Origin of the sequence: Salipiger bermudensis HTCC2601, assembly GCF_000153725.1 — a bacterium.
Taxonomy (GTDB): Bacteria; Pseudomonadota; Alphaproteobacteria; order Rhodobacterales; family Rhodobacteraceae; genus Salipiger; species Salipiger bermudensis.
The window spans coordinates 950,804-975,710 of the sequence record NZ_DS022276.1 but is presented as its reverse complement, the minus strand read 5'-3'; the positions used below and the strand labels follow the sequence as shown (position 1 = coordinate 975,710).

At 67.4% G+C, this 24,907-nt stretch carries 30 protein-coding genes and 1 tRNA gene; 19 read left to right on the top strand and 12 right to left on the bottom strand.

What is annotated here, in order from left to right:
• Positions 1-147: 147 nt before the first annotated feature.
• From yghU to R2601_RS04695, 3 genes are all read left to right on the top strand, one after another.
• Complete coding sequence (gene yghU / locus R2601_RS04705) at positions 148-1,008, top strand: glutathione-dependent disulfide-bond oxidoreductase (protein WP_007794317.1); 861 nt, start codon at positions 148-150, stop codon at positions 1,006-1,008.
• Positions 1,009-1,100: 92 nt separating this feature from the next.
• Positions 1,101-1,595: a 5-(carboxyamino)imidazole ribonucleotide mutase gene (gene purE / locus R2601_RS04700; protein WP_007794314.1), complete on the top strand. Its 495-nt coding sequence runs from the start codon at positions 1,101-1,103 to the stop codon at positions 1,593-1,595.
• A 73-nt stretch (positions 1,596-1,668) separates the two neighbouring features.
• On the top strand, positions 1,669-2,739 hold the full coding sequence (locus R2601_RS04695; RefSeq protein ID WP_007794311.1) for a 5-(carboxyamino)imidazole ribonucleotide synthase: 1,071 nt from the start codon (positions 1,669-1,671) through the stop codon (positions 2,737-2,739).
• A 44-nt stretch (positions 2,740-2,783) separates the two neighbouring features.
• Here R2601_RS04695 and acpS read toward each other — a convergent pair whose 3' ends face one another.
• The 3 genes from acpS to R2601_RS04680 are packed head-to-tail and all read right to left on the bottom strand — an operon-like array spanning position 2,784 to position 4,392.
• Complete coding sequence (gene acpS / locus R2601_RS04690) at positions 2,784-3,188, bottom strand: holo-ACP synthase (RefSeq protein ID WP_007794308.1); 405 nt, start codon at positions 3,186-3,188, stop codon at positions 2,784-2,786.
• Positions 3,185-3,643, bottom strand: coding sequence for a nucleoside deaminase (locus tag R2601_RS04685; protein WP_007794306.1), 459 nt, complete (start codon positions 3,641-3,643; stop codon positions 3,185-3,187). The genes acpS and R2601_RS04685 overlap by 4 nt, the downstream gene beginning before the upstream one ends.
• Complete coding sequence (locus R2601_RS04680) at positions 3,640-4,392, bottom strand: pyridoxine 5'-phosphate synthase (protein WP_007794304.1); 753 nt, start codon at positions 4,390-4,392, stop codon at positions 3,640-3,642. Before R2601_RS04680 ends, R2601_RS04685 begins: the two co-directional genes overlap by 4 nt.
• A 243-nt stretch (positions 4,393-4,635) precedes the next feature.
• On the opposite strand from R2601_RS04680, the gene R2601_RS04675 reads away from it, so the two are divergent.
• Complete coding sequence (locus R2601_RS04675; protein ID WP_007794301.1) at positions 4,636-5,097, top strand: NUDIX hydrolase; 462 nt, start codon at positions 4,636-4,638, stop codon at positions 5,095-5,097.
• 7 nt (positions 5,098-5,104) lie between these two features.
• On the opposite strand, the gene R2601_RS04670 is transcribed toward R2601_RS04675, so the two are convergent.
• Positions 5,105-5,608 carry a flavin reductase family protein gene (locus tag R2601_RS04670; protein WP_007794297.1) on the bottom strand — a complete coding sequence of 168 codons (504 nt, stop codon included), beginning with the start codon at positions 5,606-5,608 and terminating at the stop codon, positions 5,105-5,107.
• A 259-nt stretch (positions 5,609-5,867) separates the two neighbouring features.
• Between R2601_RS04670 and R2601_RS26615 the strand changes: the two genes are divergently transcribed.
• A complete protein-coding gene (locus R2601_RS26615; protein WP_144266893.1) occupies positions 5,868-6,125 on the top strand; it encodes a hypothetical protein in 258 nt (85 codons plus the stop codon).
• 431 nt (positions 6,126-6,556) lie between these two features.
• Here the strand turns inward: R2601_RS26615 and R2601_RS04665 are convergent, their stop codons facing one another.
• Positions 6,557-7,159 carry a GcrA family cell cycle regulator gene (locus R2601_RS04665; RefSeq protein WP_007794294.1) on the bottom strand — a complete coding sequence of 201 codons (603 nt, stop codon included), beginning with the start codon at positions 7,157-7,159 and terminating at the stop codon, positions 6,557-6,559.
• Between the two features lie 121 nt (positions 7,160-7,280).
• On the opposite strand from R2601_RS04665, the gene R2601_RS04660 reads away from it, so the two are divergent.
• Positions 7,281-8,090, top strand: a complete 810-nt coding sequence (locus R2601_RS04660) for an ABC transporter permease (protein ID WP_007794290.1) — start codon at positions 7,281-7,283, stop codon at positions 8,088-8,090.
• Here the strand turns inward: R2601_RS04660 and R2601_RS04655 are convergent.
• Positions 8,011-8,970: a DMT family transporter gene (locus R2601_RS04655; RefSeq protein ID WP_040544359.1), complete on the bottom strand. Its 960-nt coding sequence runs from the start codon at positions 8,968-8,970 to the stop codon at positions 8,011-8,013. The two genes, R2601_RS04660 and R2601_RS04655, sit on opposite strands and share 80 nt — an antisense overlap.
• Before the next feature lie 337 nt (positions 8,971-9,307).
• Between R2601_RS04655 and leuC the strand changes: the two genes are divergently transcribed.
• The gene (gene leuC / locus R2601_RS04650; protein WP_007794282.1) at positions 9,308-10,729 is read left to right on the top strand and encodes a 3-isopropylmalate dehydratase large subunit; all 1,422 of its coding nucleotides are present in this window, start codon (positions 9,308-9,310) and stop codon (positions 10,727-10,729) included.
• 37 nt (positions 10,730-10,766) lie between these two features.
• On the opposite strand, the gene R2601_RS04645 is transcribed toward leuC, so the two are convergent.
• A complete protein-coding gene (locus R2601_RS04645; RefSeq protein WP_007794279.1) occupies positions 10,767-10,982 on the bottom strand; it encodes a hypervirulence associated TUDOR domain-containing protein in 216 nt (71 codons plus the stop codon).
• Positions 10,983-11,058: 76 nt separating this feature from the next.
• Between R2601_RS04645 and leuD the strand changes: the two genes are divergently transcribed.
• Complete coding sequence (leuD, locus tag R2601_RS04640; protein WP_007794277.1) at positions 11,059-11,664, top strand: 3-isopropylmalate dehydratase small subunit; 606 nt, start codon at positions 11,059-11,061, stop codon at positions 11,662-11,664.
• A 216-nt stretch (positions 11,665-11,880) separates the two neighbouring features.
• On the opposite strand, the gene R2601_RS04635 is transcribed toward leuD, so the two are convergent.
• Positions 11,881-12,561 carry a 3-oxoacid CoA-transferase subunit B gene (locus R2601_RS04635; RefSeq protein WP_007794274.1) on the bottom strand — a complete coding sequence of 227 codons (681 nt, stop codon included), beginning with the start codon at positions 12,559-12,561 and terminating at the stop codon, positions 11,881-11,883.
• Positions 12,561-13,214, bottom strand: coding sequence for a CoA transferase subunit A (locus R2601_RS04630; protein WP_007794271.1), 654 nt, complete (start codon positions 13,212-13,214; stop codon positions 12,561-12,563). Before R2601_RS04630 ends, R2601_RS04635 begins: the two co-directional genes overlap by 1 nt.
• Before the next feature lie 173 nt (positions 13,215-13,387).
• Between R2601_RS04630 and R2601_RS26610 the strand changes: the two genes are divergently transcribed.
• From R2601_RS26610 to leuB, 4 genes are all read left to right on the top strand, one after another.
• Complete coding sequence (locus tag R2601_RS26610) at positions 13,388-13,582, top strand: hypothetical protein (protein WP_144266892.1); 195 nt, start codon at positions 13,388-13,390, stop codon at positions 13,580-13,582.
• 8 nt (positions 13,583-13,590) lie between these two features.
• Entirely contained in the window at positions 13,591-14,409 is an 819-nt protein-coding gene (locus R2601_RS04625; protein WP_007794268.1) for a hypothetical protein, read from the top strand.
• Positions 14,410-14,435: 26 nt separating this feature from the next.
• A complete protein-coding gene (locus R2601_RS04620) occupies positions 14,436-15,341 on the top strand; it encodes an endonuclease/exonuclease/phosphatase family protein (RefSeq protein WP_007794265.1) in 906 nt (301 codons plus the stop codon).
• A gap of 85 nt (positions 15,342-15,426) precedes the next feature.
• Entirely contained in the window at positions 15,427-16,530 is a 1,104-nt protein-coding gene (leuB, locus tag R2601_RS04615; protein WP_007794263.1) for a 3-isopropylmalate dehydrogenase, read from the top strand.
• An 81-nt stretch (positions 16,531-16,611) separates the two neighbouring features.
• On the opposite strand, the gene R2601_RS04610 is transcribed toward leuB, so the two are convergent.
• Positions 16,612-18,222, bottom strand: a complete 1,611-nt coding sequence (locus tag R2601_RS04610; RefSeq protein WP_007794260.1) for a Na/Pi cotransporter family protein — start codon at positions 18,220-18,222, stop codon at positions 16,612-16,614.
• Between the two features lie 137 nt (positions 18,223-18,359).
• Between R2601_RS04610 and R2601_RS04605 the strand changes: the two genes are divergently transcribed.
• The 6 genes from R2601_RS04605 (at position 18,360) to R2601_RS04585 (ending at position 22,660) form a co-directional block, all read left to right on the top strand.
• The gene (locus tag R2601_RS04605) at positions 18,360-19,337 is read left to right on the top strand and encodes a DMT family transporter (protein WP_007794257.1); all 978 of its coding nucleotides are present in this window, start codon (positions 18,360-18,362) and stop codon (positions 19,335-19,337) included.
• Between the two features lie 44 nt (positions 19,338-19,381).
• Positions 19,382-19,458 (top strand) — tRNA-Pro (locus R2601_RS04600).
• A 493-nt stretch (positions 19,459-19,951) separates the two neighbouring features.
• Positions 19,952-20,893, top strand: coding sequence for a sulfurtransferase (locus tag R2601_RS04595; protein WP_007794254.1), 942 nt, complete (start codon positions 19,952-19,954; stop codon positions 20,891-20,893).
• Positions 20,890-22,026, top strand: a complete 1,137-nt coding sequence (locus R2601_RS04590; protein WP_007794252.1) for a YeeE/YedE family protein — start codon at positions 20,890-20,892, stop codon at positions 22,024-22,026. Before R2601_RS04595 ends, R2601_RS04590 begins: the two co-directional genes overlap by 4 nt.
• Positions 22,023-22,187: a hypothetical protein gene (locus R2601_RS26915; RefSeq protein WP_007794249.1), complete on the top strand. Its 165-nt coding sequence runs from the start codon at positions 22,023-22,025 to the stop codon at positions 22,185-22,187. The genes R2601_RS04590 and R2601_RS26915 overlap by 4 nt, the downstream gene beginning before the upstream one ends.
• 164 nt (positions 22,188-22,351) lie before the next feature.
• On the top strand, positions 22,352-22,660 hold the full coding sequence (locus R2601_RS04585) for a hypothetical protein (protein WP_007794248.1): 309 nt from the start codon (positions 22,352-22,354) through the stop codon (positions 22,658-22,660).
• Between the two features lie 7 nt (positions 22,661-22,667).
• Here the strand turns inward: R2601_RS04585 and R2601_RS04580 are convergent, their stop codons facing one another.
• Both R2601_RS04580 and R2601_RS04575 read right to left on the bottom strand, forming a co-directional pair.
• Positions 22,668-23,336 (bottom strand): anti-sigma factor, encoded by a 669-nt coding sequence (locus tag R2601_RS04580; RefSeq protein WP_007794245.1) that lies wholly within the window; start codon positions 23,334-23,336, stop codon positions 22,668-22,670.
• Complete coding sequence (locus R2601_RS04575) at positions 23,333-23,878, bottom strand: sigma-70 family RNA polymerase sigma factor (RefSeq protein ID WP_007794242.1); 546 nt, start codon at positions 23,876-23,878, stop codon at positions 23,333-23,335. Before R2601_RS04575 ends, R2601_RS04580 begins: the two co-directional genes overlap by 4 nt.
• Positions 23,879-23,994: 116 nt before the next feature.
• On the opposite strand from R2601_RS04575, the gene R2601_RS04570 reads away from it, so the two are divergent.
• Positions 23,995-24,907: NAD(P)/FAD-dependent oxidoreductase (locus tag R2601_RS04570; protein ID WP_007794239.1), on the top strand; the 913-nt coding region annotated here is incomplete at its 3' end.

Sequence of the window (24,907 nt, the reverse complement as noted above, 5' to 3'; positions counted from 1 at the left end):
ATGCGACAGAGCCGCCGGAAATTCGCTTGCCGGGAAGGGCTGCGCGGCCCCGCGCGACCTGCCTGTGCCCCTCCGCACAGGGGCGGCACTGGCATTCCTGCTCAGTGACGTTACCTTCCGCCCAAACAGCGCAAGGGAAACGCAGACATGACCGAAGAGTACACCCCGCCCAAGGTCTGGAAGTGGGAAAAGGACAATGGCGGCACCTGGGGCTCGCTCAACCGCCCCATCGCCGGTGCGACCCATGACAAGGAGCTGCCGGTCGGCGAGCATCCGTTCCAGCTCTACAGTCTTGCCACGCCGAACGGCCAGAAGGTGACGATCCTGTTCGAGGAGCTGCTCGAGGCTGGCTTCTCGCAGGCCGAGTACGACGCGTGGCTGATCAAGATCGGCGATGGCGACCAGTTCGGCTCGGGCTTCGTCGACATCAACCCGAATTCCAAGATCCCGGCGCTGCTCGACCGCTCGGGCGACAAGCCGGTGCGGGTGTTCGAATCCGGCGCCATCCTGATGCACCTCGCGGAGAAGTTCGGCGCCTTCCTGGGCGCGCCCGAGAACCGCGCCGAGATGCTGTCGTGGCTGTTTTGGCAGATGGGCAGCGCCCCCTATCTGGGCGGCGGCTTTGGGCATTTCTACGCTTACGCCCCCTACAAGATGGAATACCCGATCGACCGTTTCACCATGGAGGTGAAGCGCCAGCTCGACGTGCTCGACCGGGCGCTGGCCGAGCGCAAGTTCATCACCGGTGACGATTACACCATCGCCGACATGGCGATCTGGCCGTGGTATGGCCGCACCGTGAAGGGCGGCTCCTATGACGCGGGCGAGTTCCTCGACGTGCAGAGCTACAAGAACGTCATCCGCTGGGCCGACGAGATCGCAGAGCGTCCGGCGGTGCAGCGTGGCCGCATGGTCAACGCCATGAGCGGCGAGCCGAGCCAGCAGCTGCGCGAACGTCACGCGGCCTCGGATTTCGAGACCAGGACGCAGGACAAGATCGGCGGGTAAATCGCTCGGAAAACGGCCGCCCCTGACGCATGGACACGGGGCGGCCAGCCGCTATAGTGCGGGCTTCTTTTTGCGAGAGGTCAGGGCAGGAAATGGCGGAAGACACGGTCAAGGTCGGCATCATCATGGGCAGCCAGTCGGACTGGCCGACGATGGAAGAGGCGGCGCGGATGCTCGACGAGCTGGGCGTGGCCTATGAGGTCAAGATCGTCTCGGCCCACCGCACGCCGGACCGGCTCTGGGCCTATGGCAAGGAGGCTGCCGGGCGCGGCCTTCAGGTCATCATCGCGGGCGCCGGTGGTGCCGCGCACCTGCCGGGCATGATGGCATCGAAAACCCGCGTGCCGGTGATCGGCGTGCCGGTGCAGACCAAGGCGCTGTCGGGCGTCGACAGCCTCTATTCCATCCTGCAGATGCCGCGCGGCTTCCCGGTCGGCACCATGGCCATCGGCGGCGCCGGTGCGGCCAATGCTGGGCTGATGGCGGCGGGCATCCTCGCGTTGCAGGATCCGGCGCTGGCCGAGCGCCTCGACGCGTGGCGCGCGGCGCTCTCGGCCTCGATTCCCGACGAGCCGGTGCGCGACTGATCCGCCGGCGCGGCTTGTCAGCGGCTTCGTTTCGCGCAAGAAGCGGCGCAAGACCACGATTCCGGAGGCTGACATGACCGAACCACTTCGACAGGGCGCCACCATCGGCATTCTCGGCGGCGGACAGCTGGGCCGCATGCTCTCGGTCGCGGCCAGCCGACTGGGCCTGCGCTGCCACGTCTACGAGCCCGGCGAGGCCCCGCCCGCCGGTCACGTGGCCGATGCGGTGACCACCGCGCCCTACGAGGACACTGCCGCGCTCGAGGCCTTTGCCGCTTCGGTCGATGTCATCACCTACGAGTTCGAGAACATCCCCACCGCGGCGCTCGATACGCTGCAGGCGCTGTGCCCGATCCGCCCCGGTCGCGAGGCGCTGCGGGTGAGTCAGGACCGGCTGACGGAAAAGACCTTCCTCACCGATCTCGGGCTCAAGACCGCGCCCTTCGCCGACATCACCGATGCCGAGAGCCTGACGCAGGCGCTCGAGATCATCGGCACGCCGTCGATCCTCAAGACCCGCCGCTTCGGCTATGACGGCAAGGGGCAGGCGCGGATCAACACGCCCGAGGAGGCGGCAGCAGCGATCGAGGAGATGCGCGGCGCACCGGCGATCCTCGAAGGCTTCGTCGAGTTTTCCTGCGAGATCTCGGTGATCGCGGCGCGCAGCGCCGACGGCGCCGTGGCCTGCTTCGATCCGGGCGAGAACATCCACAGCGAGGGCATCCTGCGCACCACCACGGTGCCGGCGCGGCTGTCGCAGGCGCAGCGCACCGACGCGGTGCTGCTGGCGGCCAAGATCCTCAACGCGCTGAACTATGTTGGCGTGATGGGGGTGGAGCTCTTTGTCACGCCGCAGGGGCTTCTGGTGAACGAGATCGCGCCTCGGGTGCACAATTCCGGCCACTGGACCCAGAACGGCTGCACCATCGACCAGTTCGAGCAGCACATCCGCGCCGTGGCCAACTGGCCTCTGGGCGATGGCAGCCGCTTTGCCGACGTGCAGATGGAGAACCTGATCGGCGACGATCTCGACAAGCTGCCGGAACTGGCGACCGAGGCCGACACCGCGATCCATCTCTACGGCAAGGACGCCGTGAAGGCCGGGCGCAAGATGGGCCACGTCAACCGGATCATTCGGGGCTGAAGACTTTCGGTGCGCGCCCGGGCGGGCGCGCACCTGTCGAAGGATCAGCTCTGGATCGGGCGCGCCTCGATCACCACGAAGGCCTGCGCCCAGGGGTGATCGTCGGTCAGGGTGACGTGGATGATCGCCTCGTAACCCGGCGGGGTCATGCTCTCCAGTCGTTCCTGCGCCCAGCCTGTCACCGCCATCACCGGCTGTCCGGTGTGCAGGTTGGTGACCGCCATGTCCTTCCACGCGATGCCCATGCGCAAACCAGTGCCGAGCGCCTTGGAGCAGGCCTCCTTGGCGGCCCACCGCTTGGCATAGGTGCCGGCCACGTCCTTGCGACGCTCGGCTTTCGTCTGCTCGGTCTCGGTGAAGACCCGGTTGCGGAACCGGTCGCCGAAGCGCGCGAGCGTGCGCTCGATGCGCTCGATATTGGCCAGGTCGGTGCCGATGCCGAGGATCATGCCTCGCCCCGGTAGATCTGGTTCAGCCGCTCCGCACCGAGCCCGCCATGCCAGTCGAAAGCGTGATCGCAGGCGCGGGCATAGTCGGCGATGGTGAGGTTGGGGAACTGGAAGAACGTCGGCGCCAGCTCCTGTGTCATGGCAAAGACCAGCCGGTCGATCCCGGCCCAGCGCATCGCCGCGAGGCACATCTCGCAGGGCTGCATCGACGCGATCAGGGTGCAGCCGTCGAGCTTGGTGCTGCCAAGCTTGCGGCTGGCGGTCTCGATGGCGACGATCTCGGCATGGCGCGAGGCATCGCAGCGCTCGGAGACCTCGTTGGCCGAGAGCGCCAGAACCTCGTCGCCGCGCAGTACGGCGGCGGTGAAGACCGGTCCCTCGCCGGGGCTGAAGCGCGCGAGCGCGGCGGCGATCACCGCGTCGAGCGTCTCGCGTTCTGCCGTGGTCGGCATCATGCGCGGGCGTCGTCCATCAGCCGACGCATCTCCTCGATGGAGGGGCCAAGGCCGCGGAACAGCGCTTCACCGATCAGGAAGTGACCGATATTCAGCTCCACGATCGCCGGGATCTGCGCGATCGGGGCGACGGTCTCGTAAGTCAGACCGTGCCCGGCATGGACCTCAAGCCCCAGCGAATGGGCATAGGCCGCCATCTCGCGCAGGCGTTCGAGCTCCGCATCGCGCTCGGCAAACTTGCCCTCGTAGTGAAAATCGCAATAGGCGCCGGTGTGCAGCTCGACCACCGCCGCGCCGATCCGCGCCGATGCCGCGACCTGCGTCTCGTCGGCACCGATGAACAGCGACAGCCGGCAGCCCGCCGCGCGCAGCGGTTCGATGAAATGCGCCAGACGGTTCTCGTCCTTTGCCACCTCGAGCCCGCCCTCGGTGGTGCGCTCCTCGCGTTTCTCGGGGACGATGCAGACCGCGTGCGGCTTGTGGCGCAGCGCGATGGCCTGCATCTCCTCGGTGGCCGCCATTTCGAGGTTGAGCGGCAGCGACAGCGTCTCCATCAGCCCGTCGATATCGGCATCCGAGATGTGCCGGCGATCCTCGCGCAGGTGGGCGGTGATGCCGTCGGCACCGGCCTCTTCGGCGATCTTCGCGGCGCGCAGCGGGCAGGGATAGGCGCTGCCGCGGGCGTTGCGCACGGTGGCGACGTGGTCGATGTTGACGCCCAGCCGCAGGCGTCCGGCATATTCGGTCATTTCGCTTCCTCGCGAGGCAGTAGTCGACGGGCGGACCCTAGCCGCTTCCGCGTTGCGGGGGAAACCGATTTCAGGGGAGTTCGGGGGAATTCAGCGCCGCTCGGGGGCGAGATTTTCACATGATTGACGCCGGGTTGGGGGCGGGCGGCAAAATAAACGTCGTCACATCATGAAAGTGTCATACTTTGTCTACGGACAGGCTGTATTTCAGTAAAACACTTTAGAGCAGATAAACGGAGCCTCATGACCGATATAGGCGAGCAGATCGGCGCCCTTCCCATGCATTGGGACAAGAAGGGCAACCTTCAGGTCCTCATGGTCACGTCTCGCGATACCGGGCGCTGGGTGATGCCGAAAGGCTGGCTGATGGACGGCAAGAAGCCCTGGGCCGCCGCCGAGATCGAGGCGCTGGAAGAGGCCGGGGCCGTCGGGCATATCGGCAAGGAGATCATCGGCACGTTCCATTACGACAAGGGGCTCGACGATGGCACCAACCTGCCCTGCCGGGTCGATGTCTATCCGATGATCGTCGACAAGCTGAAGCGGCGTTGGAAAGAGCGCAACGAGCGCACGCGGCACTGGTTCACACCAAAGGCCGCCGCCAAGCGGGTGCAGGAGCCGGAACTGGCCGAGATGCTGCTGTCGCTGGTCGACAAGCCGCAAAAGCAGCCGGTCATCAAGCAGCTGCTCAAGAAGGCGGGCTAGCCGCGCCTCAGTCTGGGGTGAAGGCGCCGAACACGCCGGCCGAGAACGTCAGCGGCGCACCGGGATGGGTTGTCACCCGCAGCACCCGTCCCACGACGATGGAGTGATCGCCCGCATCGTGCTGCGCCTCGGTGCTGCACTCGAAGCGCGCGAGGCAGCCCTCGATCAACGGCACACCGTCGGCGCTCGCGGACCAGTCGGCGAGATCGAAGGACTCTGCATTGCGGGCAAAACCGCGGCAGAGCGCGGCCTGATCGCGGCTCAGCACGTGAATGGCAAAGCGCTCGGCGGCCATGAACGAGGCGTAGCGCTGCGAGTCCTTCGCCGGCGACCACAGCACCAGCGGCGGGTCAAGCGAGACGCTGGCGAAGCTGTTGGCGGTGATGCCGATCGGGCCGTCCTTGGTGGCACAGGTGACCACGGTGACCCCGGTGACGAACTGCCCAAGGGCGTTGCGGAAGGCGCGGGGATCGGCTCCGGCAGGATCGAAGCTCTGCGGGATCTGGCTCATGCCTTGTCCTCTTGCCGTGTCGCCGTCGCGTCTCGCACGCCGTCTCTCCTCGTCTTGCCTCTGTGGTCTTATCGTCACGCGTGGGTAATGCGTGCTTCGGTCGGGCGGGGCAAGCAACGAAACTGTTTGCTGATGCACAGCCCCTCTCGCTCAACCTTGCGCACGAGGCGGTGAAGTCAAGCCGCCCGCGCCCTTTATTGCTTTGCTTTCCGACGCCTTTGGAGTGATTCCACGGGGCAGGGCGGGCCGGGGAGGGGTGTTGATTTTCGACAACAATCCCGGCGCCGACGGGGGCCGGGGGCGGCGCGGCGCCGATAGGCACTGGTGGCGCGTGTCCCGTTGCGGTAGTCAGTTACCAGAAAATAAAGGCCGCCAACCGATAAAAACCGGTGGCCACGAGTGGAGCAGTGTCGTCATGAAAACGATGGATATCGTCAACCGCACCCGGTCGGGTGTGGCCCGGAAAGGCTGTGCCGGTTCGTTCGCAACCGCGCTGCAACTGTCCGGGAGAGTCTGACAGACAGTTTACTCGCCCGTCCCCCGCTCGTCATCGAGACGCCTCTGCCACTGTCCCCTCGGGGGCGGCGCAGACGTGCTGCGCGATGATCCGAGCGAACTGAATTGCCGCCCCGGTGGATGCACCGCCTGCGTCCCGGGGTTCAACTGGCGGGAGCGTCGATCCTCGACGTTCCCGCTTTTTTTTGTGCTTTCCCTGCCGTTGAGCTCGGCCTTCGCCGGCCGCATGGATTAGGGGGGGCGGCATCGACGGGTCGGGCCGGCAACCCCCACAATGCCACGCACCACAGCGCACGGTCGCGCAAAGACGCATTGCGCATCAACCAGTTAACCTGCCGTGGGCCCTGTCATGCACGGCCAGAGATGTCCCGGCCGATGAACTCGGCCGGTGCTCTGGCGCGCTGCTCTTGTTTCTGGAGACGGAGACGCGCCTCAGCGGCGACGGTCGCGGCGCGACGACATCGGCTGGAACGCCACGCCCACATGCGCCTCGCAATAGGGCTTGCCCTGCTGCACGGGCAGGCCGCAGAACCAGAAATCCTCGGTCGCGGGGTCGCCCACCGGCCACTTGCAGGTGCGCTCGGTCAGCTCCATCAGCGTCAGGCGCTTGGCCTTCTTCTCGATCTCGCTGACCTTGGCCAGGGCCTCGGGGCTGATCTCGTTGGCCGAAGGCTGCGGCGGCAGCGGCTGGCCGGCCGGAATGATCTGCTTGCGCGCCGGCGACACGGCCGGACGGGTCTCGGGCACGGACGCCGCCTCTTCGCGCGGCGCAGTCTCGGCCGCAGGCGCCGCCGGGGCGGGCTTGGGCTTGGGCGCCGGCTTGGCATCCTTGACCGGCTTCGCCTCCTTGGCGGGTGCCGCGGCGGCCGCCGGTGCAGCACCGGAGCCGGTCCGGTTCGACAGACCGAGGCGGTGGACCTTGCCGATCACGGCATTTCTCGTGACACCGCCGAGCTCTTTCGCGATCTGGCTGGCGGATTGTCCCTCCGCCCACATCTTCTTAAGCAGCTCGACGCGCTCATCGGTCCAGGACATGACGTATCCTCATTGAAAAAGGCGGCCCTCTAACCGGACCGCCTGGAAATTCCGCGGGTGGCCCTATTGTAGTCATCGCATTCCGAGTTACAAGCCAAGCCCGCAGAGGAAAGGCCCACGCATGACCGATTATCCGCACAGAGATCCCGGCGAACGCCGCTTCGGGCAGGTGAACTGGCTCGGGCTCTACACGCTCTGCAGCCGCGAGGTGATGCGCTTCGTCAACGTCTGGACCCAGACGCTGCTGGCGCCGCTGGTCACCGCCGGGCTGTTCCTGATGATCTTCACCATCGCCATCGGTCCTCGTCGCGGAGACGTGATGGGCGTGCCCTTCACCGACTTCATCGCGCCGGGGATCCTGATGATGACGGTGATCCAGAACGCCTTTGCCAACACCTCGTCCTCGATCGTGGTCTCCAAGGTGCAGGGCAACATCGTCGACACGCTGATGCCGCCGCTGGCACCGTTCGAGCTGGTGCTGGGGTATCTCGCAGGCGGCGTGGCGCGCGGGCTGATCGTTGCCGTGGCGATCTCGGCCGGGCTTTTCGTGACAACTGGGCTGGTGCCGCAGCACCCGCTGATCCTGCTGGTCTTCGTGATCCTCGGCGCGGCCTTCCTGTCGGCAATGGGGATGCTGGCCGGGCTCTGGGCCAACAAGTTCGACCAGATGGCGGCGATCACCAACTTCATCGTCACGCCGCTGGCGTTCCTGTCGGGCACCTTCTACTCGGTCGAGGCGCTGCCGCCGGGGCTTTACGAGATCACCCACGTGAACCCGGTCTTCTACCTGATCGACGGCGCGCGTTACGGTATGATCGGGGTCAGCGACAGCACCCCGGGCTTCGGTTTCGTCATCGCTCTGGTCGCGACGGCGGCGGTGTTGCTGGCGGCATGGGGGCTGTTCCGGACGGGCTGGCGGCTGAAGGCCTAGGACCAACCGGCCTGAGCCGCGCCTCGCGCCAGGCCAGCAGCCCGGCGCCGGCCACGATGATGGTCGCGCCGAGCAGCGAGATCGCATCGGGCCGCACCGAGAACAGCAGGAAGTCGTAAAGTGCCGCGAAGACCAGCGTGGCGTACCAGAACGGCGACACGAAGCTGGCATCGGCGCGTCGGATGGCCTGGATGAAGCAGGTCTGCGCCGAGGCCATCAGCACGCCCACGCCCGCGAGCGCCGCCCACTGTGCAGGGGTCGGCATCTGCCAGACCGCGAAGGCCGCGGCACTGGCGATGCAGGTGCCGATGAAATTGTTGATCAGCAGGATCTGGAACGCGCCTTCGCGCCCCGAGAGCCGCTTGATCACCACCAGCTCCGCCCCGAGGCAGAGCGCCGCCCCCAGCGCCAGAAGTGCCGCCGGCTGGAACGCCTGCGGTGTCGGGCGCAGCAGGATCATCGCCCCCACTAGCGCGATCACCGCCGCCGAGACCCGCACCCGGCCGATCTTTTCCCCGAGGAACGGGATCGCCAGCAGCATCCCCACCACCGGGTTGAGAAAGCTGATCGCGGTGGCGTCCGAGAGCGGGATGAAGGCAGCGGCGGCGAACATGAAGCTCACGCCGCCCCAGCCGAACAGCACCCGAAGCGTGTGTACCGGCAGCGCCGGCCGGGTCATCTGCGGCCGCAGGATCAGCGCCGCGGTGGAGAACACCATGAGGGCGAAGACAAAGCGCCCCTGGCTGACCTGCAGCGGGTGCAGCGCCGGTCCCAGCGTGTCGGTGCCGAGCATCTTGGCCAGCAGGGTGGTGCCGGCGACGAAGCCGGAGGCGAGCAGGGTCAGGGCCGCGGCGAGCGGCGGGTTCGGGCGCACATCCATGCCCGCCCGTCTGCGCCCTCGGCGAGGGTTTGGCAAGCATCGGGGCGGTGCTGCAGCCCGGAAGGGTGTCGCCAGGCCAGGTCCGGGTGGCGTGGCGCTCCGGGGCGCGTGCCTGCGTGCTGCGGCGGCGCCCTCTTGATCGGGGCGGGGAGACCTTGTATCCCGCCTGTCATGACTCGGGTTCTCGACCTCGGCGACCGCGCGCGTCTGCGTGAACGGTTCTACGGCGCCACCTTCACGGTGCTCGCGCGGCTATAAGCCTGTCATCGCCCGCCCCGGCGCGGGACAATGATGCCTCGCGCCCAGCCCAGCCATTCCCAATTCCGGAGAGGAACCCATGTCCGGCAAGACACTCTACGACAAGATCTGGGACGCCCATGTCGTCCAGCAGGACGAAGACGGCACCTGCCTTCTGTATATCGACCGCCACCTCGTGCACGAGGTGACCTCGCCGCAGGCCTTCGAGGGCCTGCGGATGACCGGTCGCACCGTGCGCGCGCCGCAGCGCACCATCGCCGTTCCCGACCACAACGTGCCGACCACGGTTGACCGCGAGAACGGCATCGAGAACGAGGAAAGCCGCATCCAGGTCGAGGCGCTCGACAAGAACGCCAAGGATTTCGGGGTCAACTACTACCCCGTCAGCGACGTGCGTCAGGGCATCGTTCACATCGTCGGCCCCGAGCAGGGCTGGACCCTGCCGGGCATGACCGTGGTCTGCGGCGACAGCCACACGGCCACCCACGGCGCCTTCGGCGCGCTGGCGCATGGCATCGGCACCTCCGAGGTCGAGCACGTGCTCGCCACGCAGACGCTGATCCAGTCCAAGTCGAAGAACATGAAGGTCGAGATCACCGGCCAGCTGCGCCCGGGCGTCACCGCCAAGGACATCACCCTGTCGATCATCGGCCACACCGGCACCGGCGGCGGCACCGGCTATGTCATCGAGTATTGCGGTGAAGCGATCCGCTCGCTGTCGATGGAAGGCCGTATGACGGTCTGCAACATGGCCATCGAGGGCGGCGCGCGTGCCGGCCTGATCGCGCCCGACGAAACCACCTTCGAATATGTGAAGGGCCGCCCGCACGCGCCGAAAGGCGCCCAGTTCGAGGCCGCTCTGTCGTGGTGGAAGACGCTCTATTCCGATGACGACGCGCATTGGGACAAGGTCGTCACCATCCGTGGCGAGGACATCGAGCCGGTCGTGACCTGGGGCACCTCGCCCGAGGACGTGCTCGGCATCTCGTCCAACGTGCCGTCCCCCGAGGACTTCACTGGCGGCAAGGTCGAGGCGGCCAAGCGCGCGCTGCAGTACATGGGGCTCGAGGCCGGTCAGAAGCTCACCGACATCAAGATCGACACGGTGTTCATCGGCTCCTGCACCAACGGCCGCATCGAGGATCTGCGCGCTGCGGCGGCGATCCTGAAGGGCAAGAAGGTCAAGGACGGCATGCGCGCCATGGTCGTGCCGGGCTCGGGCCTCGTCCGTGCCCAGGCCGAGGAAGAGGGCCTGGCGCAGATCTTCATCGACGCGGGCTTCGAGTGGCGCATGGCGGGCTGTTCGATGTGCCTCGCGATGAACCCCGACCAGCTGGCCCCCGGCGAGCGTTGCGCGGCGACGTCGAACCGCAACTTCGAGGGCCGTCAGGGCAAGGGCGGACGCACCCACCTGATGTCGCCCCAGATGGCGGCGGCAGCGGCGCTCACCGGTCACCTGACCGATGTGCGCGACCTGATGGAGGCACCGGTTACGGCCTGACGGCCGGGGCGTGGCCCCGGCTCCGGTCAGGAGGCGGTCACGAGGCCTTGCGAAGCTCGGTTTCCGACTTCAGCACCTCGTCGCCGTCCTCCTGCTCGATCCGGTAGGCCGGTTCGTCATCGGAGGCGTCGCGCGTGACCTCGCTGCCCTTGATCTTGAGGGTGGTCTTGCGCGTGTACTTCTTGACGACCGTGCCGGTCCCGGTGCCGTTGCCCCAGTCCCATTCGACCTTGCTACCTTCGCTGTAAGACATCGCTGAACTCCTGGTATATCCTGGCGGCAAACGCCGGCCCTGCGGCGCCGGTTCCGCCCTCCGAAAGGACCCCGAGATGGAAAAATTCGAAAAACTCACCGGGATCGCGGCGCCGATGCCGCTGGTCAACATCGACACCGACATGATCATCCCCAAGCAATTCCTGAAGACGATCAAGCGCTCCGGCCTCGGCGTGCACGCCTTCGACGAGATGCGTTACCTCGATGACGGCTCGGAAAACCCCGATTTCGTGCTCAACAAGCCGGCCTACCGCGAGACCCAGATCCTCGTCGCGGGCGACAATTTCGGCTGCGGCTCCTCGCGCGAGCACGCCCCCTGGGCGCTGGCCGATTTCGGTATCAAGGCGGTGATCTCCACCTCCTTCGCCGACATCTTCTACAACAACTGCTTCAAGAACGGCATGCTGCCCATCGTGCTGCCGCAGGAGGCCGTGGACGTGCTGATGAAGGACGCTGAGAAGGGCGCCAACGCCCGCATGACCATCGACCTGGAGAACCAGGTCGTGACCACCTCGGACGGTGAGGAATTCCGCTTCGAGATCGACAGCTTCAAGAAGCACTGCCTGCTGGAAGGGCTCGACGATATCGGCCTGACCATGGAGAAGGTCGGCGCGATCGACAGCTTCGAGGCGCAGGCCGGACAGAGCCGCCCCTGGGTCTGAGCTGATCGCGACTGCAATCAGGAAGGCGGGGATCGCGTGTCCCCGCCTTTCTCTTTTCTGAAGACTTGCGCCTCTGGCACCGCCCGGCCTGCCTCCGGCGGGGATATTTTTGGCCAGAAGAAGACAGGAGCGCTTCGCCCCATGCGTCGTCTGGCCTGAAATATCCCGGGGGAGGCGCCGCAGGCGGCGGGGGCAGCGCCCCCATTGTCGCGGCGGTCAGCCGGTGCGCGACAGGTCCATTTCGGGCACGTCGTCGCCGATCACCAGCTCCGCGTCAGTCGCCGCGACCACCTGCTCGACGGTGACGCCGGGGCCGGTCTCGAGCAGGTGCAGCCCGTCTTCGCGTGGCTGCATGACGGCGAGCTCGGTCACGATCAGGTCGACGCAGCGCTGCGAGGTGACCGGCAGGGTGCATTCCGGCACGATCTTCGAGGTGCCCTTGGCGCTGTGGATCATCGCCACGATGACCTTCTTGGCGCCGGTCACGAGGTCCATCGCGCCACCCATGCCCGGAACGAACTTGCCCGGGATCATCCAGTTGGCGAGATGGCCCTTGGCATCCACCTGCAGCCCGCCCAGCACCGTCAGGTCGAGATGGCCGCCGCGGATCAGCCCGAAGGAGAAGGCGCTGTCGATGATCGAGGCGCCGGGCACGGCGGAGACGAAGGTGCCGCCGGCATCGGTCAGGTGGCGGTCGGTCATGCCCTCGGGAGGGCGGTGGCCCATGCCGACCACGCCGTTCTCGGCCTGGAAGAACACGCCGAGGCTCTCGTCGAGGTGGTCGGAGACCAGCGTCGGGATGCCGATGCCGAGATTGACCAGCGATTTCGGCCGGATCTCGAGCGACACCCGGCGGGCGATGATTTCCTTCGGGTCCATGGTTTCGAAATCGCGCATCACATCGCCCTCTTGATCACGTGGTCGACCAGCACGCCCGGGGTCTTGACCGCGTCCGGGGGGATCACGCCGATCGGCACGATCTCTTCCGGCTCGGCGATCACCACATCGCCGGCCAGCGCCATGATCGGATTGAAGTTCGTCGCCGACAGCATGTAGGCGAGGTTGCCGACATAGTCGCAGCTTCGCGCCGCGATCAGTGCGAAATCGGCGCGCAGAGGTGGCTCCAGCAGATAGGTCTTGCCCTCGACCTCGACGGTCTGCTTGCCCTCGGCAATCAGCGTGCCGAGACCTGTCGGGGTCAGGATGCCGCCAAGCCCCATGCCGGCGGCGCGGATGCGCTCGACGAAGGTGCCCTGCGGCACCAGTTCGACCTCGAGTTCTCCGGCCTGCATCTTCTCCTGCACCACCGGGTTCACGCCGATGTGGCTGCCGATGAACTTCTTCACGCAGCCGGCGCTGACCAGCGGGCCGACCCCGGTATGGGGGCGCGCGGCATCGTTCACGATCATCGTCAGGTCGCGCTTGCCGGATTCGGCCAGCGCGCGCACGATTCCGTCGGGCGTGCCGACGCCCATGAAGCCCGAGAGCATCACGCGGGCGCCGTCGGGGATCATCTCCACGGCCTCCTGCATGCTGATTGCCTGGTGCATGGTGGTCTTCCTCCTGTTCCGCTCGCAACTGTCGGGCTCGGTAAAGACCTTTCCACGGGCACTGGCCTTGCGGTAGGTCAAACACTTGGCGAATTCGCCTATTCCGTGTTTCCGGAGCCCCATGTCCATATCTTGTGGGTGCTGGCGTCGGCGCCACAATCGAGGCGCGTCTGATGCAAAAACGCACCGATCTGAACACGAAACCGCCCGAATCCGAGTCCTTTGCTGCATGGATCCTTGCCGCAGCTCGGGAAAGTAGGCAAAAATTGGGCAATATTGAGGCATACCGTCCGCGTGGCGGCGTCTGGCAAAACAAGGTGCATGGCAAAGAACCGTGCCCGGCCGGACATAAGGGGCAAGACGATTGATCAAGCGTATGGTGAAAGCCGGGACGCGCGCCGTCCTGATTGCGTCGCTGGTGGCAATGCCAGCGTTGCTCCTGCCGCAGACCACGGCGGATGCGACCCAGATGATCGCGCTTCTGGCGCTGGTGGGCGCGCTGCTGACCTTCGTCGAGTATATCGGCGATTACCCCTCGATCATCGAGTTCCGCGATGCGCCGCCGTTCAACCGGCTGCGTTTCCTGGCGCTCTTTGCGACGGTGCTGATCCTGACCCTGATCTGCCGCGGCGAGGTGTCCCCGTCGGCGCTCAGCGAGGGCCTGCGCGCGCTTGGCCGGGGCATCGGGAACGTGCTCGATTTCCCTTACTCGCCGGTGCGGCTGATGGTGCTCGGCGCCTCGGCGGAGATGACGCTCGAGCAGGTCGACATGATCCGGATCCATGCGGGGATTGCCTATCTCGTGTCCATGCTGGCGACGGTGACCTTCGTGCTGATCGTGCGGGTGCTGAACTGGCCGATCCGGAAGGGCGCGTTCAACTTCTGGGTCAACCTGCCGCTCTTCGACCCGACCGCAGGCGGAGACGTGCTGCGCCGCCTGAAACGTGATGCCCACGTTAACATCGCCTTAGGGTTTCTTCTGCCATTCCTGATCCCGGCATTGATGAAACTGGCATCAGAGGCGTTTGCCCCGATCTCCTTGGCGAACGTCCACAGCCTTATCTGGATCACGAGCGCATGGGCCTTCCTGCCGGCAAGCCTGATCATGCGCGGCGTCGCGCTGATGCGCATTGCCGAACTGATCGAGGAAAAGCGCCGCCGCGCCTATGCGCAGGCGGATTTGCAGGCGGCCTGAGCCTTCTCCTGTCGCTGTGGCTGACCTTGCCGCTGCTGGCCGAGCCGCTGCGGCTGGCCATCTGGAACGCCGACCTGTCCCGCGAAGGGCCGGGGCTCCTGCTCCGCGATCTGCGCGACGGCGAGGGCGCCGGGCTGGTGGCCGAGGTTGCCGCCGTGGCCCCCGACGTGCTGCTGCTCACGGATATCGACTTCGATCACGATCTCGTCGCGCTGGGTGCACTGGCCGCGCGGCTGGAGGCGGCGGGGCTGTCCTATCCCCATCGCTTTGCGCAAAGGCCCAATACCGGCGTGCCCACGGGGCTTGATCTCGATGGCGACGGTCGTCTCGGCGGGCCTAGGGATGCGCAGGGCTACGGATGGTTCTCGGGGCAGGGGGGCATGGCGCTGCTGTCGACGCGTCCGTTGCAGTTGGAGGCGGACTTCACGGCGCTGCTCTGGCGCGATCTGCCGCGCAGCCGGATGCGCGGGGGCGATCCTGCGCCCGAGGTCCAGCGCCTGTCCTCGGATGCACATTGGGTGATCGGGATCGAGGGGGGGCCGAGCCTGCTGGCCTGGAATGCCACGCCACCGGTCTTTGATGGGCCGGAGGATCGCAACGGCCGGCGCAACGCCGACGAGGCGGCGCTGTGGCGGCGCTATCTCGACGGCGCGTTTGGCGTGCCGCCGGACCTGCCCGTGCTGATCGGCAACGCCAATCTCGACCCCGAGCGCGGCGAAGGCCTGCGAGAAGAGATGCGCGGCCTGCTGAAGGATCCGCGCCTGCAGGATCCGCTGCCGGGCGAGGCGACGGTGGCGTGGGATCAGACCGGGCCGATGCGGGTAAGCTACATCCTGCCCGCCGCCGGCCTGACGGTCCGTGATGCCGGGGTGCGCCCGGCCGTCGAGGGGCAGCGGCACCGGCTGGTCTGGGTGGCGCTCGATCTGCCCTGACAGGCGGCGCCGACCCCCGCCTTTCTTGACCATCCCGCCCCCAGCGGCTACGCGGATCGGGACATTCCGAGGAGAGGATATTCCCATGAGCAACCCTTCGCTTCTCATCCTGCCGGGCGACGGCATCGGCCCCGAGGTGATGGCCGAGGTCCGCCGCATCATCGACTGGTACGGCGACAAGCGCGGCCTCGCCTTCGATGTGAGCGAAGACCTCGTGGGCGGCGCGGCCTATGACGCGCACGGCACGCCGCTGCATGACGACACCATGGCCAAGGCGCAGGAGGTCGACGCCGTCCTGCTCGGCGCCGTGGGTGGCCCGAAATACGATGTGCTCGACTTCTCGGTGAAGCCCGAGCGCGGCCTGCTGCGCCTGCGCAAGGAAATGGACCTTTACTCCAACCTACGCCCGGCCCAGTGCTTCGACGCGCTGGCGGATTTCTCGTCGCTCAAGAAGGACGTGGTCGCCGGTCTCGATATCATGATCGTGCGCGAGCTGACTTCGGGCGTCTATTTCGGCGAGCCGCGCGGCATTTTCGAGGAAGGCAACGAGCGGGTCGGCATCAACACCCAGCGCTACACCGAATCCGAGATCGACCGCGTCGCGCGCTCGGCCTTCGAGCTGGCCATGCGCCGCGGCAAGAAGGTCTGCTCGATGGAGAAGGCCAACGTGATGGAATCGGGCATCCTCTGGCGCGAGGTGGTGACCGAGGTCGGCAAGGATTACCCCGAGGTCGAGCTGTCGCACATGTATGCCGATGCCGGCGCCATGCAGCTCTGCCGCTGGCCCAAGCAGTTCGACGTGATCGTCACCGACAACCTCTTCGGTGACCTGCTGTCTGATGCCGCCGCGATGCTGACCGGCTCGCTCGGCATGCTGCCCTCCGCTTCGCTCGGTGCGCCGATGGAGAACGGCCGTCCCAAGGCGCTCTATGAGCCGGTGCACGGCTCGGCGCCGGACATTGCAGGCCAGGGCAAGGCGAACCCGATCGCCTGCATCCTCTCCTTCGCCATGGCGCTGCGCTACAGCTTCGATCAGGGGGCCGAGGCCGAGCGTCTTGAGAAGGCGATCGAGACAGTGCTCGCCGACGGTGTCCGCACCGCCGACCTGCTGGGCGAAGAGGGCGTGACCCCGGTCTCGACCTCGGGCATGGGCGACGCGATCCTCGCGGCGCTCGACGCCAGCCTCTGAGGTGCGCGGGCCTGAGGGCCCTTGACCGATCTGATGTGACGCGGGCGGCACCCATGGTGTCGCCCGTTGTCGTTTGCGGGCTCAGTCGGATCTGGCGGTGGCCCGCTGAAGGCGGTCGGAGACCGGTGTCTCGGGGCGGTCGCTGGCGGCGAGATCGCCGTAATGGGCGGCGCGCGTGGCGTGGTGCGCGGCGTGGCCGAGCCAGCGCATGGCATCGGTGAGGCCGAACACGTCGCGCACCTCCACGAGACCCGCATGTTCGCGCAGCAGCACCGAGCGGCGCAGCCGCCGGGTGCGCCCGGTGATCAGATGTTCGAGCCGCTCCAGTCGCGCGGCGTCGGCGCGGGGCGGGTCGTCCGCCGCATAGCGCAGCGCCGCGCCAAGGGCGAGCGCCGGGCGGCGCAGGCCGGGGTCGCCGAGCAGCGGGCGCATCTGGTCTTCGCGGGTAAGCCGGTGGGCCAGCCGGGCCAGATGATCGTATTGGTGCAGAAGCGCCGCGTAGCGGTTGGCAGCAAGGGCATCTTCCGGCGCCGGGCTGATGCGTGCCAGAAAGCCGTGCAGGTCGTCGAGCGCGGGCTGCAGCCGCAGCACCGCCTGCGCGGGCAGGGGCCCGCCCTGCGGACGCAGATGGTCTCCGGCGGCGCGGAACAGTGCGCGCCGAATGCGCAGGGCGCAGCCGCCGGCCCCGTCCATCGCCGCGTGGGCATCGCCCAGCAGGCGACGGTCGAGCGTCTCGGTGAGTGTGGCGGCGCGGCCCGGCACGAGGCGCTCGATCAGCCGCGCAAAGGGCGCGGTGGCCGGCAGCATGACCAGCGCGCCAATGACGTTGAACAGGGTGTGGAATGTCACCAGCGCGGCGGGGTCACCCGGGGCGAAGGCGCGCGACAGCAGCGGCACGATGAGCCCCAGCATGGCAAAGGCCACGGCGCCGGTGACGATGTTGTAGGCGGTGTGGGCGATGGCGGTGCGGCGCATGTCGCGCGAGCCGCCGACGGTGGCGAGGATCGCGGTGAAGGTGGTGCCCACATCCATGCCGATGACCAGCGCTGCACCTTGCCCGAGCGTGATCGCGCCAGAGGACAACAGCACCAGCGTCGTCGCCACCCCGGCGCTCGAGGATTGGATCACCACCGTCACGCCCGCGCCAATGAGCAGCAGCAGCGCCCGACCGGCCCAGCTGTCCGGCGGCAGGATCTCGGGTGAGAGCCAGCTCTCGAAGCCGGCAGTGGCGTCCTTCATCATGTCGAGCCCGATGAAGATCAGGCTGAACCCGGCCAGCAACGCACCGAGCCGCGCCAGCCGTCCGCGCGCCATCGTCGCGGTGAGCGCGCCGACCAGAAGCCCGGGCAGGGCGATGGTGCCGAGCGAGAGCTTCAGCCCCAGCAGCGCCACGATCCAACCGGTGATGGTGGTGCCGATATTGGCGCCGTAGATCACCCCGATGGCCTGTGGGAAGCTCAGGAGACCGGCGCCCACGAAGCCGATCACCGTCACCATCGTGGCCGAGGACGACTGGATCACCGCGGTGGTGGCCGCGCCCGAGAGCGCGCCGGTCAGCGGCGAGGTGGTGAAGCGGGCTAGGATGGCGCGCATCTGCCGGCTGGCGATCTCGCGCAGCGCGCCGGTCATCGACTGCATCCCGAACAGGAACAGTCCGACGCCGCCGAGAAGGCTCAGTATCTCGATGCTCATGCCACGATCTCCCGCGAAATCATCGCACTCGTGCGAATCCGCCGCAAGCGCGGCGCTTGGGCGCAGCGACCTCTTGTTGAGCCCGCAAAGCGGTGTAAGGCTCGGGTCATCTCCGTTTTGTAGAGTCGATCACCGTCATGGGTCACAATGCCAAAGGCGCGCTTCTCGCGCTGCTCTCCTTCGCGCTCTATTCTGCCCATGACGTGGTGGTGAAGCTGCTGGGGTCAGTCTACAGCCCGTTCCAGATCGTGTTCTTCTCGGTGCTGTTCAGCTTCCCGCTGGTCAGCCTCATGCTGATCCGCGACACCACGCCGGGGCATCTGCGGCCGATCCACCCGTGGTGGACCGCGCTGCGCACCGTCTCGGCGGTGATCACCGGGCTCTGCGCCTTTTATGCCTTCTCGGTGCTGCCGCTTGCCCAGACCTACGCGATCATCTTCGCCCAGCCGCTGCTGATCACCGTGCTGGCGATTCCCATCCTTGGCGAGCAGGTGCGCCTGCGCCGCTGGATCGCGGTGCTGGTGGGGCTGGCCGGGGTGATCGTGGTGTTGCGTCCGGGCGCGACCGAGCTGACCCTTGGCCACGCCGCGGCGCTGGTGGCGGCCTGCTGCGGCTCGCTGTCCTCGATCGTGGTGCGCAAGATCGGCCACGAGGAGCGCTCGGTGGTGCTGCTACTCTACCCGATGATGACCAACGTCGTGCTGATGGCCTGCGCGCTGCCCTTCGTCTACCAGCCGATGCCGATCGAGCATCTCGGCGGGGTCGGGGTGATGGCGGTGCTGGCGCTGATCGCCTCCTTCGTGCTGATCGGGGCCTACAGGGCCGGCGAGGCGGTGATCGTGGCGCCGATGCAGTACTCGCAGCTGATCTGGGCCACGCTCTACGGCGCGCTGATCTTCGACGAATGGCCCGACGAGATGACCCTCGCGGGCGCGGTGCTGATCATCGGGTCGGGGGTCTACATCGTGCTGCGCGAGGGCCGCGGCAAGGCGTCCGAGAACAACCCGGTGCTGCGCACGCGCACCCGGTTCGAGACCGGCACCAGCCTACGCATCGGGCCGCTTCTGAGGGCAATAAGGCGGCGCGAGAAAACCGTGCAAAAGAGCACGCAATGACCCTTGCCAAGGTCGGCGGGCTGGGGTATTCCGCCCGCCACGGTCGGAGTGTAGCTCAGCCTGGTAGAGCACTGTCTTCGGGAGGCAGGGGCCGGAGGTTCGAATCCTCTCACTCCGACCAATGAAACAAGGCGCCCCTCGGGGCGCCTTTTTCGTTTGCCCAATAATGTTGTCGCGGACGGTGCGACGGGCTCAGGCGGGCATCACCGTGGCCAGCGCCGCCATCCCCAGCGCGATCCGAGGGGTGGCGGGGCGGTTGTCCGGCCGGGGTGGGCGAGCGCGGTCGGGGGCTGCGGCGAATGGCCCGCGAATCGTCGATGCCTGCGGATGGCGTGCATTGCCTGCTCGGAGCAACCTTGTCCCAGCATGCGGGCGGGGAGGATTTCCCGCCACCGGGGAACATTGTCGCACGAAAAGAACAAATTTACGTATTGTGGTGCGAGCGCGGGAAGGTATCCTCCAAATGCCGCGCCGCTTGCGCCCTGTCCTGCGGAGCGCCGCGCCGCGGGATCTTTGTTCCCGGCGGTCGTCCTCGCAACAGCCGCTTCGCCCTTGCGACAGGCTCGCGTTGCGCCAAGTAAGGGGCAAGTTTCAGCGAAAGGGGACACTCCGCGATGAACACCCGTATTCTTGGCATTGCTGCCACCGCAACCGCCCTTATGACCTCCGCCGCCCTTGCCGCACCGCTCGGCCCGCTGGTCACCGCGCCCGAGCTCGACGCCGCGCTGCAGTCGGATGACGCGCCGCTGGTGCTCGACATCCGCGGCGAGGCCTATGAGGAGGGCCATATCGAGGGCGCCGTTTCGGCCCCGTATGGTCTGTTCCGCGGCCCGGCCGACAATCCCGGTCAGATCGTGCCGGTCGACCAGCTCGAGACCACCTACGAATCGCTGGGCCTCGAACCGGGCGAGCCGGTGGTGATCGTCACCCAGGGCGCCACCGACACCGAATTCGGCGCCGCCGCCCGCGTCTACTGGACCCTGAAGAGCTCGGGCTTCACCGAGCTGTCGATCCTCAATGGTGGCGCGCAGGCCTGGGCCAATGCCGGTCTGCCGGTCTCGACCGAGGCGGTCGATCCGCAGCCGACCGATCTGTCCATCAGCTGGGACGACACCTGGACCGCCGACACCGAAGAGGTCACCGCCGTGGTCGAGGGCACCGGAGACGCGGTGCTGGTCGATTCGCGCCCCGAGGATTTCTTCCTCGGCAAGAAGGCGCATGGCGCCGCCGAGAAGCCGGGCACGCTGCCGGGCGCGGTCAACTACCCCTACACCCGCTTCTTCCAGTCCGGCGCCACCGCCATCGGCCAGGTGACCGACGCGACCGAGCTGCGCGATGCGCTCGGCCTGAGCGGCGAAGAAGAGGTCGTGTCGTTCTGCAATACCGGCCACTGGGCGGCGACCAACTGGTTCGCGCTGAGCGAGCTGGCGCAGCTCGAGGACGTCAAGCTCTACCCCGGCTCGATGGTGGAATACTCCAAGACTGGCGGTGAGATGGCCAATGCGCCGGGCCTGATCCGCAATCTGCTGAACCAGTTCATGGGCAACAACGGATGAGCCAGGCGGTAACTCCTGACACCCCGGCGGCCGCCGCCGGGGGATGGTCGAAACGCGCCGGGCTGCTGCTCGGCGCGCTTGTCGTTGTGGCGATGGTCAGCCTCTTCGCCGGGGCGCGCTACGGCATGCTGCTGGCCATCGGGCTTGGCTTCGGCATCGCGCTCGAGGGCATGCGCTTCGGCTTTGCCGGCCCGTGGCGGGCGATGATCCTGCGCCGCGAGCCCTCGGGGGTGATCGCGCAGCTCCTGTCCATCGCGGTGGTCGCGGTGGTGGCGATCCCGCTGCTGGCGAGCCATCCCGGCGAGCTGGTCGGCGCGCAGGCTCCGGTGGGTTTCGCGATGATCGGTGGCGCCTTCGTCTTTGGCGCCTGCATGCAGATCGTGCTGGGCTGCGGCTCGGGCACGCTGGTCAATGCCGGCAGCGGCAACCCGGTGAGCCTCTTGGCGCTGCCATTCTTCGCGCTGGGCAGCTTTGCGGGGGCGTGGAACCTGATCTGGTGGACCGATCTCGGCGCGCTGCCGATCATCACCTTCGGCGGCACCTCGGGGCTGATCCTCACGCTGGTGCTGATCGCGCTGGCCGTGGGCCTGTTCCTGTGGCGCGCGGCGCCCGGAGCGGTGAAGCTGAGCCGCCGCCACGCCATCGCGGCGCTGGTGCTCGCGGCGCTGGCGATCGGCAATCTCGTGGTCGCGGGCCAGCCCTGGGGCGTGGTCTACGGGCTCGGCCTCTGGGCCGCCAAGGGCTTCTCTGTGCTGGGCGGAGAACTCTCGGCCTCGGCGTTCTGGGCCGCGGCCGGTTCGATGGAGCGGGTGCAGTCGAGCCTGCTGACCGATTATACCTCGCTGACCAATATCGGCATTATCGCCGGCGCCTTCGGCGTGGCGGCCTGGCGGCGCGGCGCGCTGTCGGCGGCGCTGCCGGGCTACCCGGCCCGGGCCTGGGTGGCGACGGTGGTGGCGGGCTTCCTGCTCGGCTACTCGTCGCGGCTGGCCTTCGGCTGCAACGTTGGGGCGTTCTTCTCGGGCATCTCGACCGGCAGCCTGCACGGCTGGGTGTGGTTCGTGGCAGCGTTCTGCGGCGCGTTCTACGGCATCAAGCTGCGGCCGATCCTGGGGCTGGAGGCGCGGACATGACCCGCGCTTTCACCGCGTCCCTGTCGCTGGTGTTCATCGTGGCGCTGGTCGGGTTCGATCTGGCGACCTCGGACCTGAACCCCTACCAGGCACCCGCCGCCTTCGCCCTCGGCTCCGGAGCCGTGGCCTCCGGCGGTTTCTGCGGAGCCCTTCCGAACTGATCTGTGGAGACCGGCGGCCTCGGTGCGCCGGTCTTTTGCCCGCGATGTCCCGGGCGGAGAGCGTGGCGGCCTCGTGTCCGTGTTCCGGGCCTTCACACCTCAGGGTTGACTCGACTCGGGGGATCGATGCTCCTGACTGAAGATTTCAGCAGGATTTTCGATCAATGAACTTCGCATGTCTTGGCTTCGTCGCGGGGCTCGCTGAAGCCCTCCTCCTCCAGCCCGCCATTGCCCAGCAGGGCCGACCGCCGCCCAAGCCCAACGATCCCGATGACTTCGTGCGCTACATCTTCGAGGTGAATGCCTGCGTGCTGACGGAGGCGCAGATCTTCGAGATCTACCAGCAGGCGGGCCATGGCCTCATGGGGACCAACAACGCGGTGATCGCGGTCTCAAACCGCGAGGATATCGAGGTGCTGAGCCGCGAGCCCTTCACCTATCGCTACTACGGCTCGGAGTATTGCAGCTTCTGAGCCGGTCTCAGATCCGCCGCAACGCCGCCAGCGCCACCACCGGGCCGGTCGCGATGCCGCCGGGGGCGCCGCCGGCGGGTTCGTCGGTGATCGCCAGCGTGGCGTTGAGCATCAGCGGTCGAAGGTCCTCCGGGATCGGCATCGCCGCCTGACCTGCCTCCGGCATCACCCCGAGCGAGATCGGCGCCGCCTCTCCGGCGATCAGCCAGAGCTCGAAATCACGGCCCTCGGGCGCGGCCTCGCCACCGACCGAGACGCGCATCTCGCCACGGTCTTCGTCGTAGAGCGCCGCCAGCCGCACCGAGCCGTCCTCCGAGACCATGTCGGAAACCCACATCGGCCCGGGCCCGGTCGCAAGCGGCGCACCGAACCACAGCACCGCCGCCAGCATCGCCGTCGAGAGCGCCCCGGCGGCGGCGATCCAACGCCATGGCGACGGGCGCGGGCTCTCCGCAAACAGCCGCCCTTCCAGTCCGCGCCAGAGCGCCGCGGGCGGCGCGACCGGCGCCAAGGCATCGTTCAGAGGGTCGAGCCGGGCCTCCCACAGCGCCACCTCGGCGGCAAAGACCGCATCGCGCCGGATCCGTGCCGCCACCGTGCCACGGGTGGCGTGATCCAGCGTGCCGAGCGCGTATTCCCCGGCAAGGGCGATGTCGTCTGTCGAAAGGTCAGTCACGGCGAGAGGCAATTCCGCAGCTGGATCAGGCTGCGGCGCAGCCAGCTTCGCATGGTGTTGAGCGGCACCGAGTAGCGCTCGGAAAGCTCGAGATAACTTTCGCCCTCGACATAGGCAAGCCGCACCGCCTCGGCCCGTTCGGGCATCAGCCCCTCCATGCAGCCCTCGATGCGGCGGCCCTCGGAGCTGGTGATCGCGGTGGCCTCGGGGTCGGGGCCGGGATCGGCGATCTGCTCGGCAGCATCAAGCGTGTAGGAGCCGCTCCGCAGCGCCCGCAGCCGGTCGATGGCGTGGTTGCGCGTCACGGTGTTGAGCCAGGCGGCGGGGCTCGCGAGGTCCGGCGCGAAGCGGTCGGCGCCGTGCCAGATCTTGACGAAGACCTCTTGCAGCGCGTCCTCGGCCTCGCGGCGGTCCTTCAGCAAGCTGAGGCATATGGCGAAAAGCTTGGGCGAGGCGGCCTCGTAAAGCGCCTTGAACGCGCTGCGGTCGCGTAGGGCGACGCGGGTCAGCAGGTCGGCGAGGTCGGCCGCTTGGGTGCTCATGTCGGGCGTCAGGCTCCTTGCGAGGTTTTTTCGCCGGAAGTGAAACTTTTCTCACGCCCGCTCCGTCTCTTACTGCGTGACAATGACAAAGCGAGGCGAGTGTGACAAGCGCAGGCATGAAAACCGCCGTGATCGGCAGCGGCATCTCGGGATTGGCCACCGCGTGGCTGCTTGGGCCGCACCAAGATGTGACCCTTTTCGAGGCTGACGCGCGGCCCGGCGGCCATGCCCGCACGGCGGAGGTTGACGGGGTCTCGGTCGATACCGGCTTCATCGTCTGCAACCGGCGCACCTATCCGCTGTTCATTCCGCTGCTCGAGCATCTGGGCGTCGAGCTGGCGCCAAGCGACATGAGCTTTGCGGCGAGCTTCGGCGGCGGCAAGCTGGAATACGGGACCACCCGCACGCTCGACCTCTTTGCCCAACCGCGCCGGCTGGCCGACCCGTCGCACTGGCGGATGATCCGCGACACCCTGCGCTTCTTCAAGGGCGCGCCCGATCACGTCGAACCCGGTACCAGCATCGGCGAGCTGATCGCCAAGATGGGGCTGGGAGCAGAGTTCCGCGACCGCTTCCTGATGCCGATCTCGGGCGCGATCTGGTCGACCCCGACGCAGGACATGCTCGATTTCCCGGCCGAGAGCTTCGTGCGTTTCTTCGAGAACCACGGCCTGCTGACCGTCAACGACCAGCCGAAATGGCTGACCGTGAAGGGCGGTTCCGCGCGCTATGTCGAGGCGATCCTCAAGGCCACGAAAGCGGATCTGCGGCTCGGCTGCCCGGTCTGGCAGGTGCGTCGCGATGGCGATGGCGTGATCGTGACCAGCGCGCGCGGCGAAGAGCGCTTCGACCGGGTGGTGATGGCGACCCATGCGCCGCAGAGCTTCGAGATGCTCGACCGGCCCGACCCGCAGGAGCGCGCCATCCTGAGCGCCTTCCGCACCGAGCCCAACCGCATGGTGCTGCATTCCGACACGAGGCTGATGCCGCGCACGCGCAAGATCTGGTCGTCGTGGAACTATGTCACCG

What these genes read in the sequence shown, in the direction of transcription:
- R2601_RS04625 (WP_007794268.1), top strand. Translation starts at nt 13,591, where the DNA reads ATGGTGAAAGCCGGGACGCGCGCCGTCCTGATTGCGTCGCTGGTGGCA.
- purE (WP_007794314.1), top strand. Translation starts at nt 1,101, where the DNA reads ATGGCGGAAGACACGGTCAAGGTCGGCATCATCATGGGCAGCCAGTCG.
- R2601_RS26915 (WP_007794249.1), top strand. Translation starts at nt 22,023, where the DNA reads ATGACCCGCGCTTTCACCGCGTCCCTGTCGCTGGTGTTCATCGTGGCG.
- R2601_RS04575 (WP_007794242.1), bottom strand. Translation starts at nt 23,878, where the DNA reads ATGAGCACCCAAGCGGCCGACCTCGCCGACCTGCTGACCCGCGTCGCC.
- R2601_RS04675 (WP_007794301.1), top strand. Translation starts at nt 4,636, where the DNA reads ATGACCGATATAGGCGAGCAGATCGGCGCCCTTCCCATGCATTGGGAC.
- acpS (WP_007794308.1), bottom strand. Translation starts at nt 3,188, where the DNA reads ATGATCCTCGGCATCGGCACCGACCTGGCCAATATCGAGCGCATCGAG.
- R2601_RS04645 (WP_007794279.1), bottom strand. Translation starts at nt 10,982, where the DNA reads ATGTCTTACAGCGAAGGTAGCAAGGTCGAATGGGACTGGGGCAACGGC.
- R2601_RS04685 (WP_007794306.1), bottom strand. Translation starts at nt 3,643, where the DNA reads ATGATGCCGACCACGGCAGAACGCGAGACGCTCGACGCGGTGATCGCC.
- R2601_RS04660 (WP_007794290.1), top strand. Translation starts at nt 7,281, where the DNA reads ATGACCGATTATCCGCACAGAGATCCCGGCGAACGCCGCTTCGGGCAG.
- R2601_RS04655 (WP_040544359.1), bottom strand. Translation starts at nt 8,970, where the DNA reads ATGGATGTGCGCCCGAACCCGCCGCTCGCCGCGGCCCTGACCCTGCTC.
- leuB (WP_007794263.1), top strand. Translation starts at nt 15,427, where the DNA reads ATGAGCAACCCTTCGCTTCTCATCCTGCCGGGCGACGGCATCGGCCCC.
- R2601_RS26610 (WP_144266892.1), top strand. Translation starts at nt 13,388, where the DNA reads ATGCAAAAACGCACCGATCTGAACACGAAACCGCCCGAATCCGAGTCC.
- leuD (WP_007794277.1), top strand. Translation starts at nt 11,059, where the DNA reads ATGGAAAAATTCGAAAAACTCACCGGGATCGCGGCGCCGATGCCGCTG.
- R2601_RS04680 (WP_007794304.1), bottom strand. Translation starts at nt 4,392, where the DNA reads ATGACCGAATATGCCGGACGCCTGCGGCTGGGCGTCAACATCGACCAC.
- R2601_RS04595 (WP_007794254.1), top strand. Translation starts at nt 19,952, where the DNA reads ATGAACACCCGTATTCTTGGCATTGCTGCCACCGCAACCGCCCTTATG.
- R2601_RS04605 (WP_007794257.1), top strand. Translation starts at nt 18,360, where the DNA reads ATGGGTCACAATGCCAAAGGCGCGCTTCTCGCGCTGCTCTCCTTCGCG.
- R2601_RS04610 (WP_007794260.1), bottom strand. Translation starts at nt 18,222, where the DNA reads ATGAGCATCGAGATACTGAGCCTTCTCGGCGGCGTCGGACTGTTCCTG.
- R2601_RS04635 (WP_007794274.1), bottom strand. Translation starts at nt 12,561, where the DNA reads ATGCGCGATTTCGAAACCATGGACCCGAAGGAAATCATCGCCCGCCGG.
- R2601_RS04630 (WP_007794271.1), bottom strand. Translation starts at nt 13,214, where the DNA reads ATGCACCAGGCAATCAGCATGCAGGAGGCCGTGGAGATGATCCCCGAC.
- R2601_RS04670 (WP_007794297.1), bottom strand. Translation starts at nt 5,608, where the DNA reads ATGAGCCAGATCCCGCAGAGCTTCGATCCTGCCGGAGCCGATCCCCGC.
- yghU (WP_007794317.1), top strand. Translation starts at nt 148, where the DNA reads ATGACCGAAGAGTACACCCCGCCCAAGGTCTGGAAGTGGGAAAAGGAC.
- leuC (WP_007794282.1), top strand. Translation starts at nt 9,308, where the DNA reads ATGTCCGGCAAGACACTCTACGACAAGATCTGGGACGCCCATGTCGTC.
- R2601_RS04590 (WP_007794252.1), top strand. Translation starts at nt 20,890, where the DNA reads ATGAGCCAGGCGGTAACTCCTGACACCCCGGCGGCCGCCGCCGGGGGA.
- R2601_RS04585 (WP_007794248.1), top strand. Translation starts at nt 22,352, where the DNA reads ATGAACTTCGCATGTCTTGGCTTCGTCGCGGGGCTCGCTGAAGCCCTC.
- R2601_RS04665 (WP_007794294.1), bottom strand. Translation starts at nt 7,159, where the DNA reads ATGTCCTGGACCGATGAGCGCGTCGAGCTGCTTAAGAAGATGTGGGCG.
- R2601_RS04695 (WP_007794311.1), top strand. Translation starts at nt 1,669, where the DNA reads ATGACCGAACCACTTCGACAGGGCGCCACCATCGGCATTCTCGGCGGC.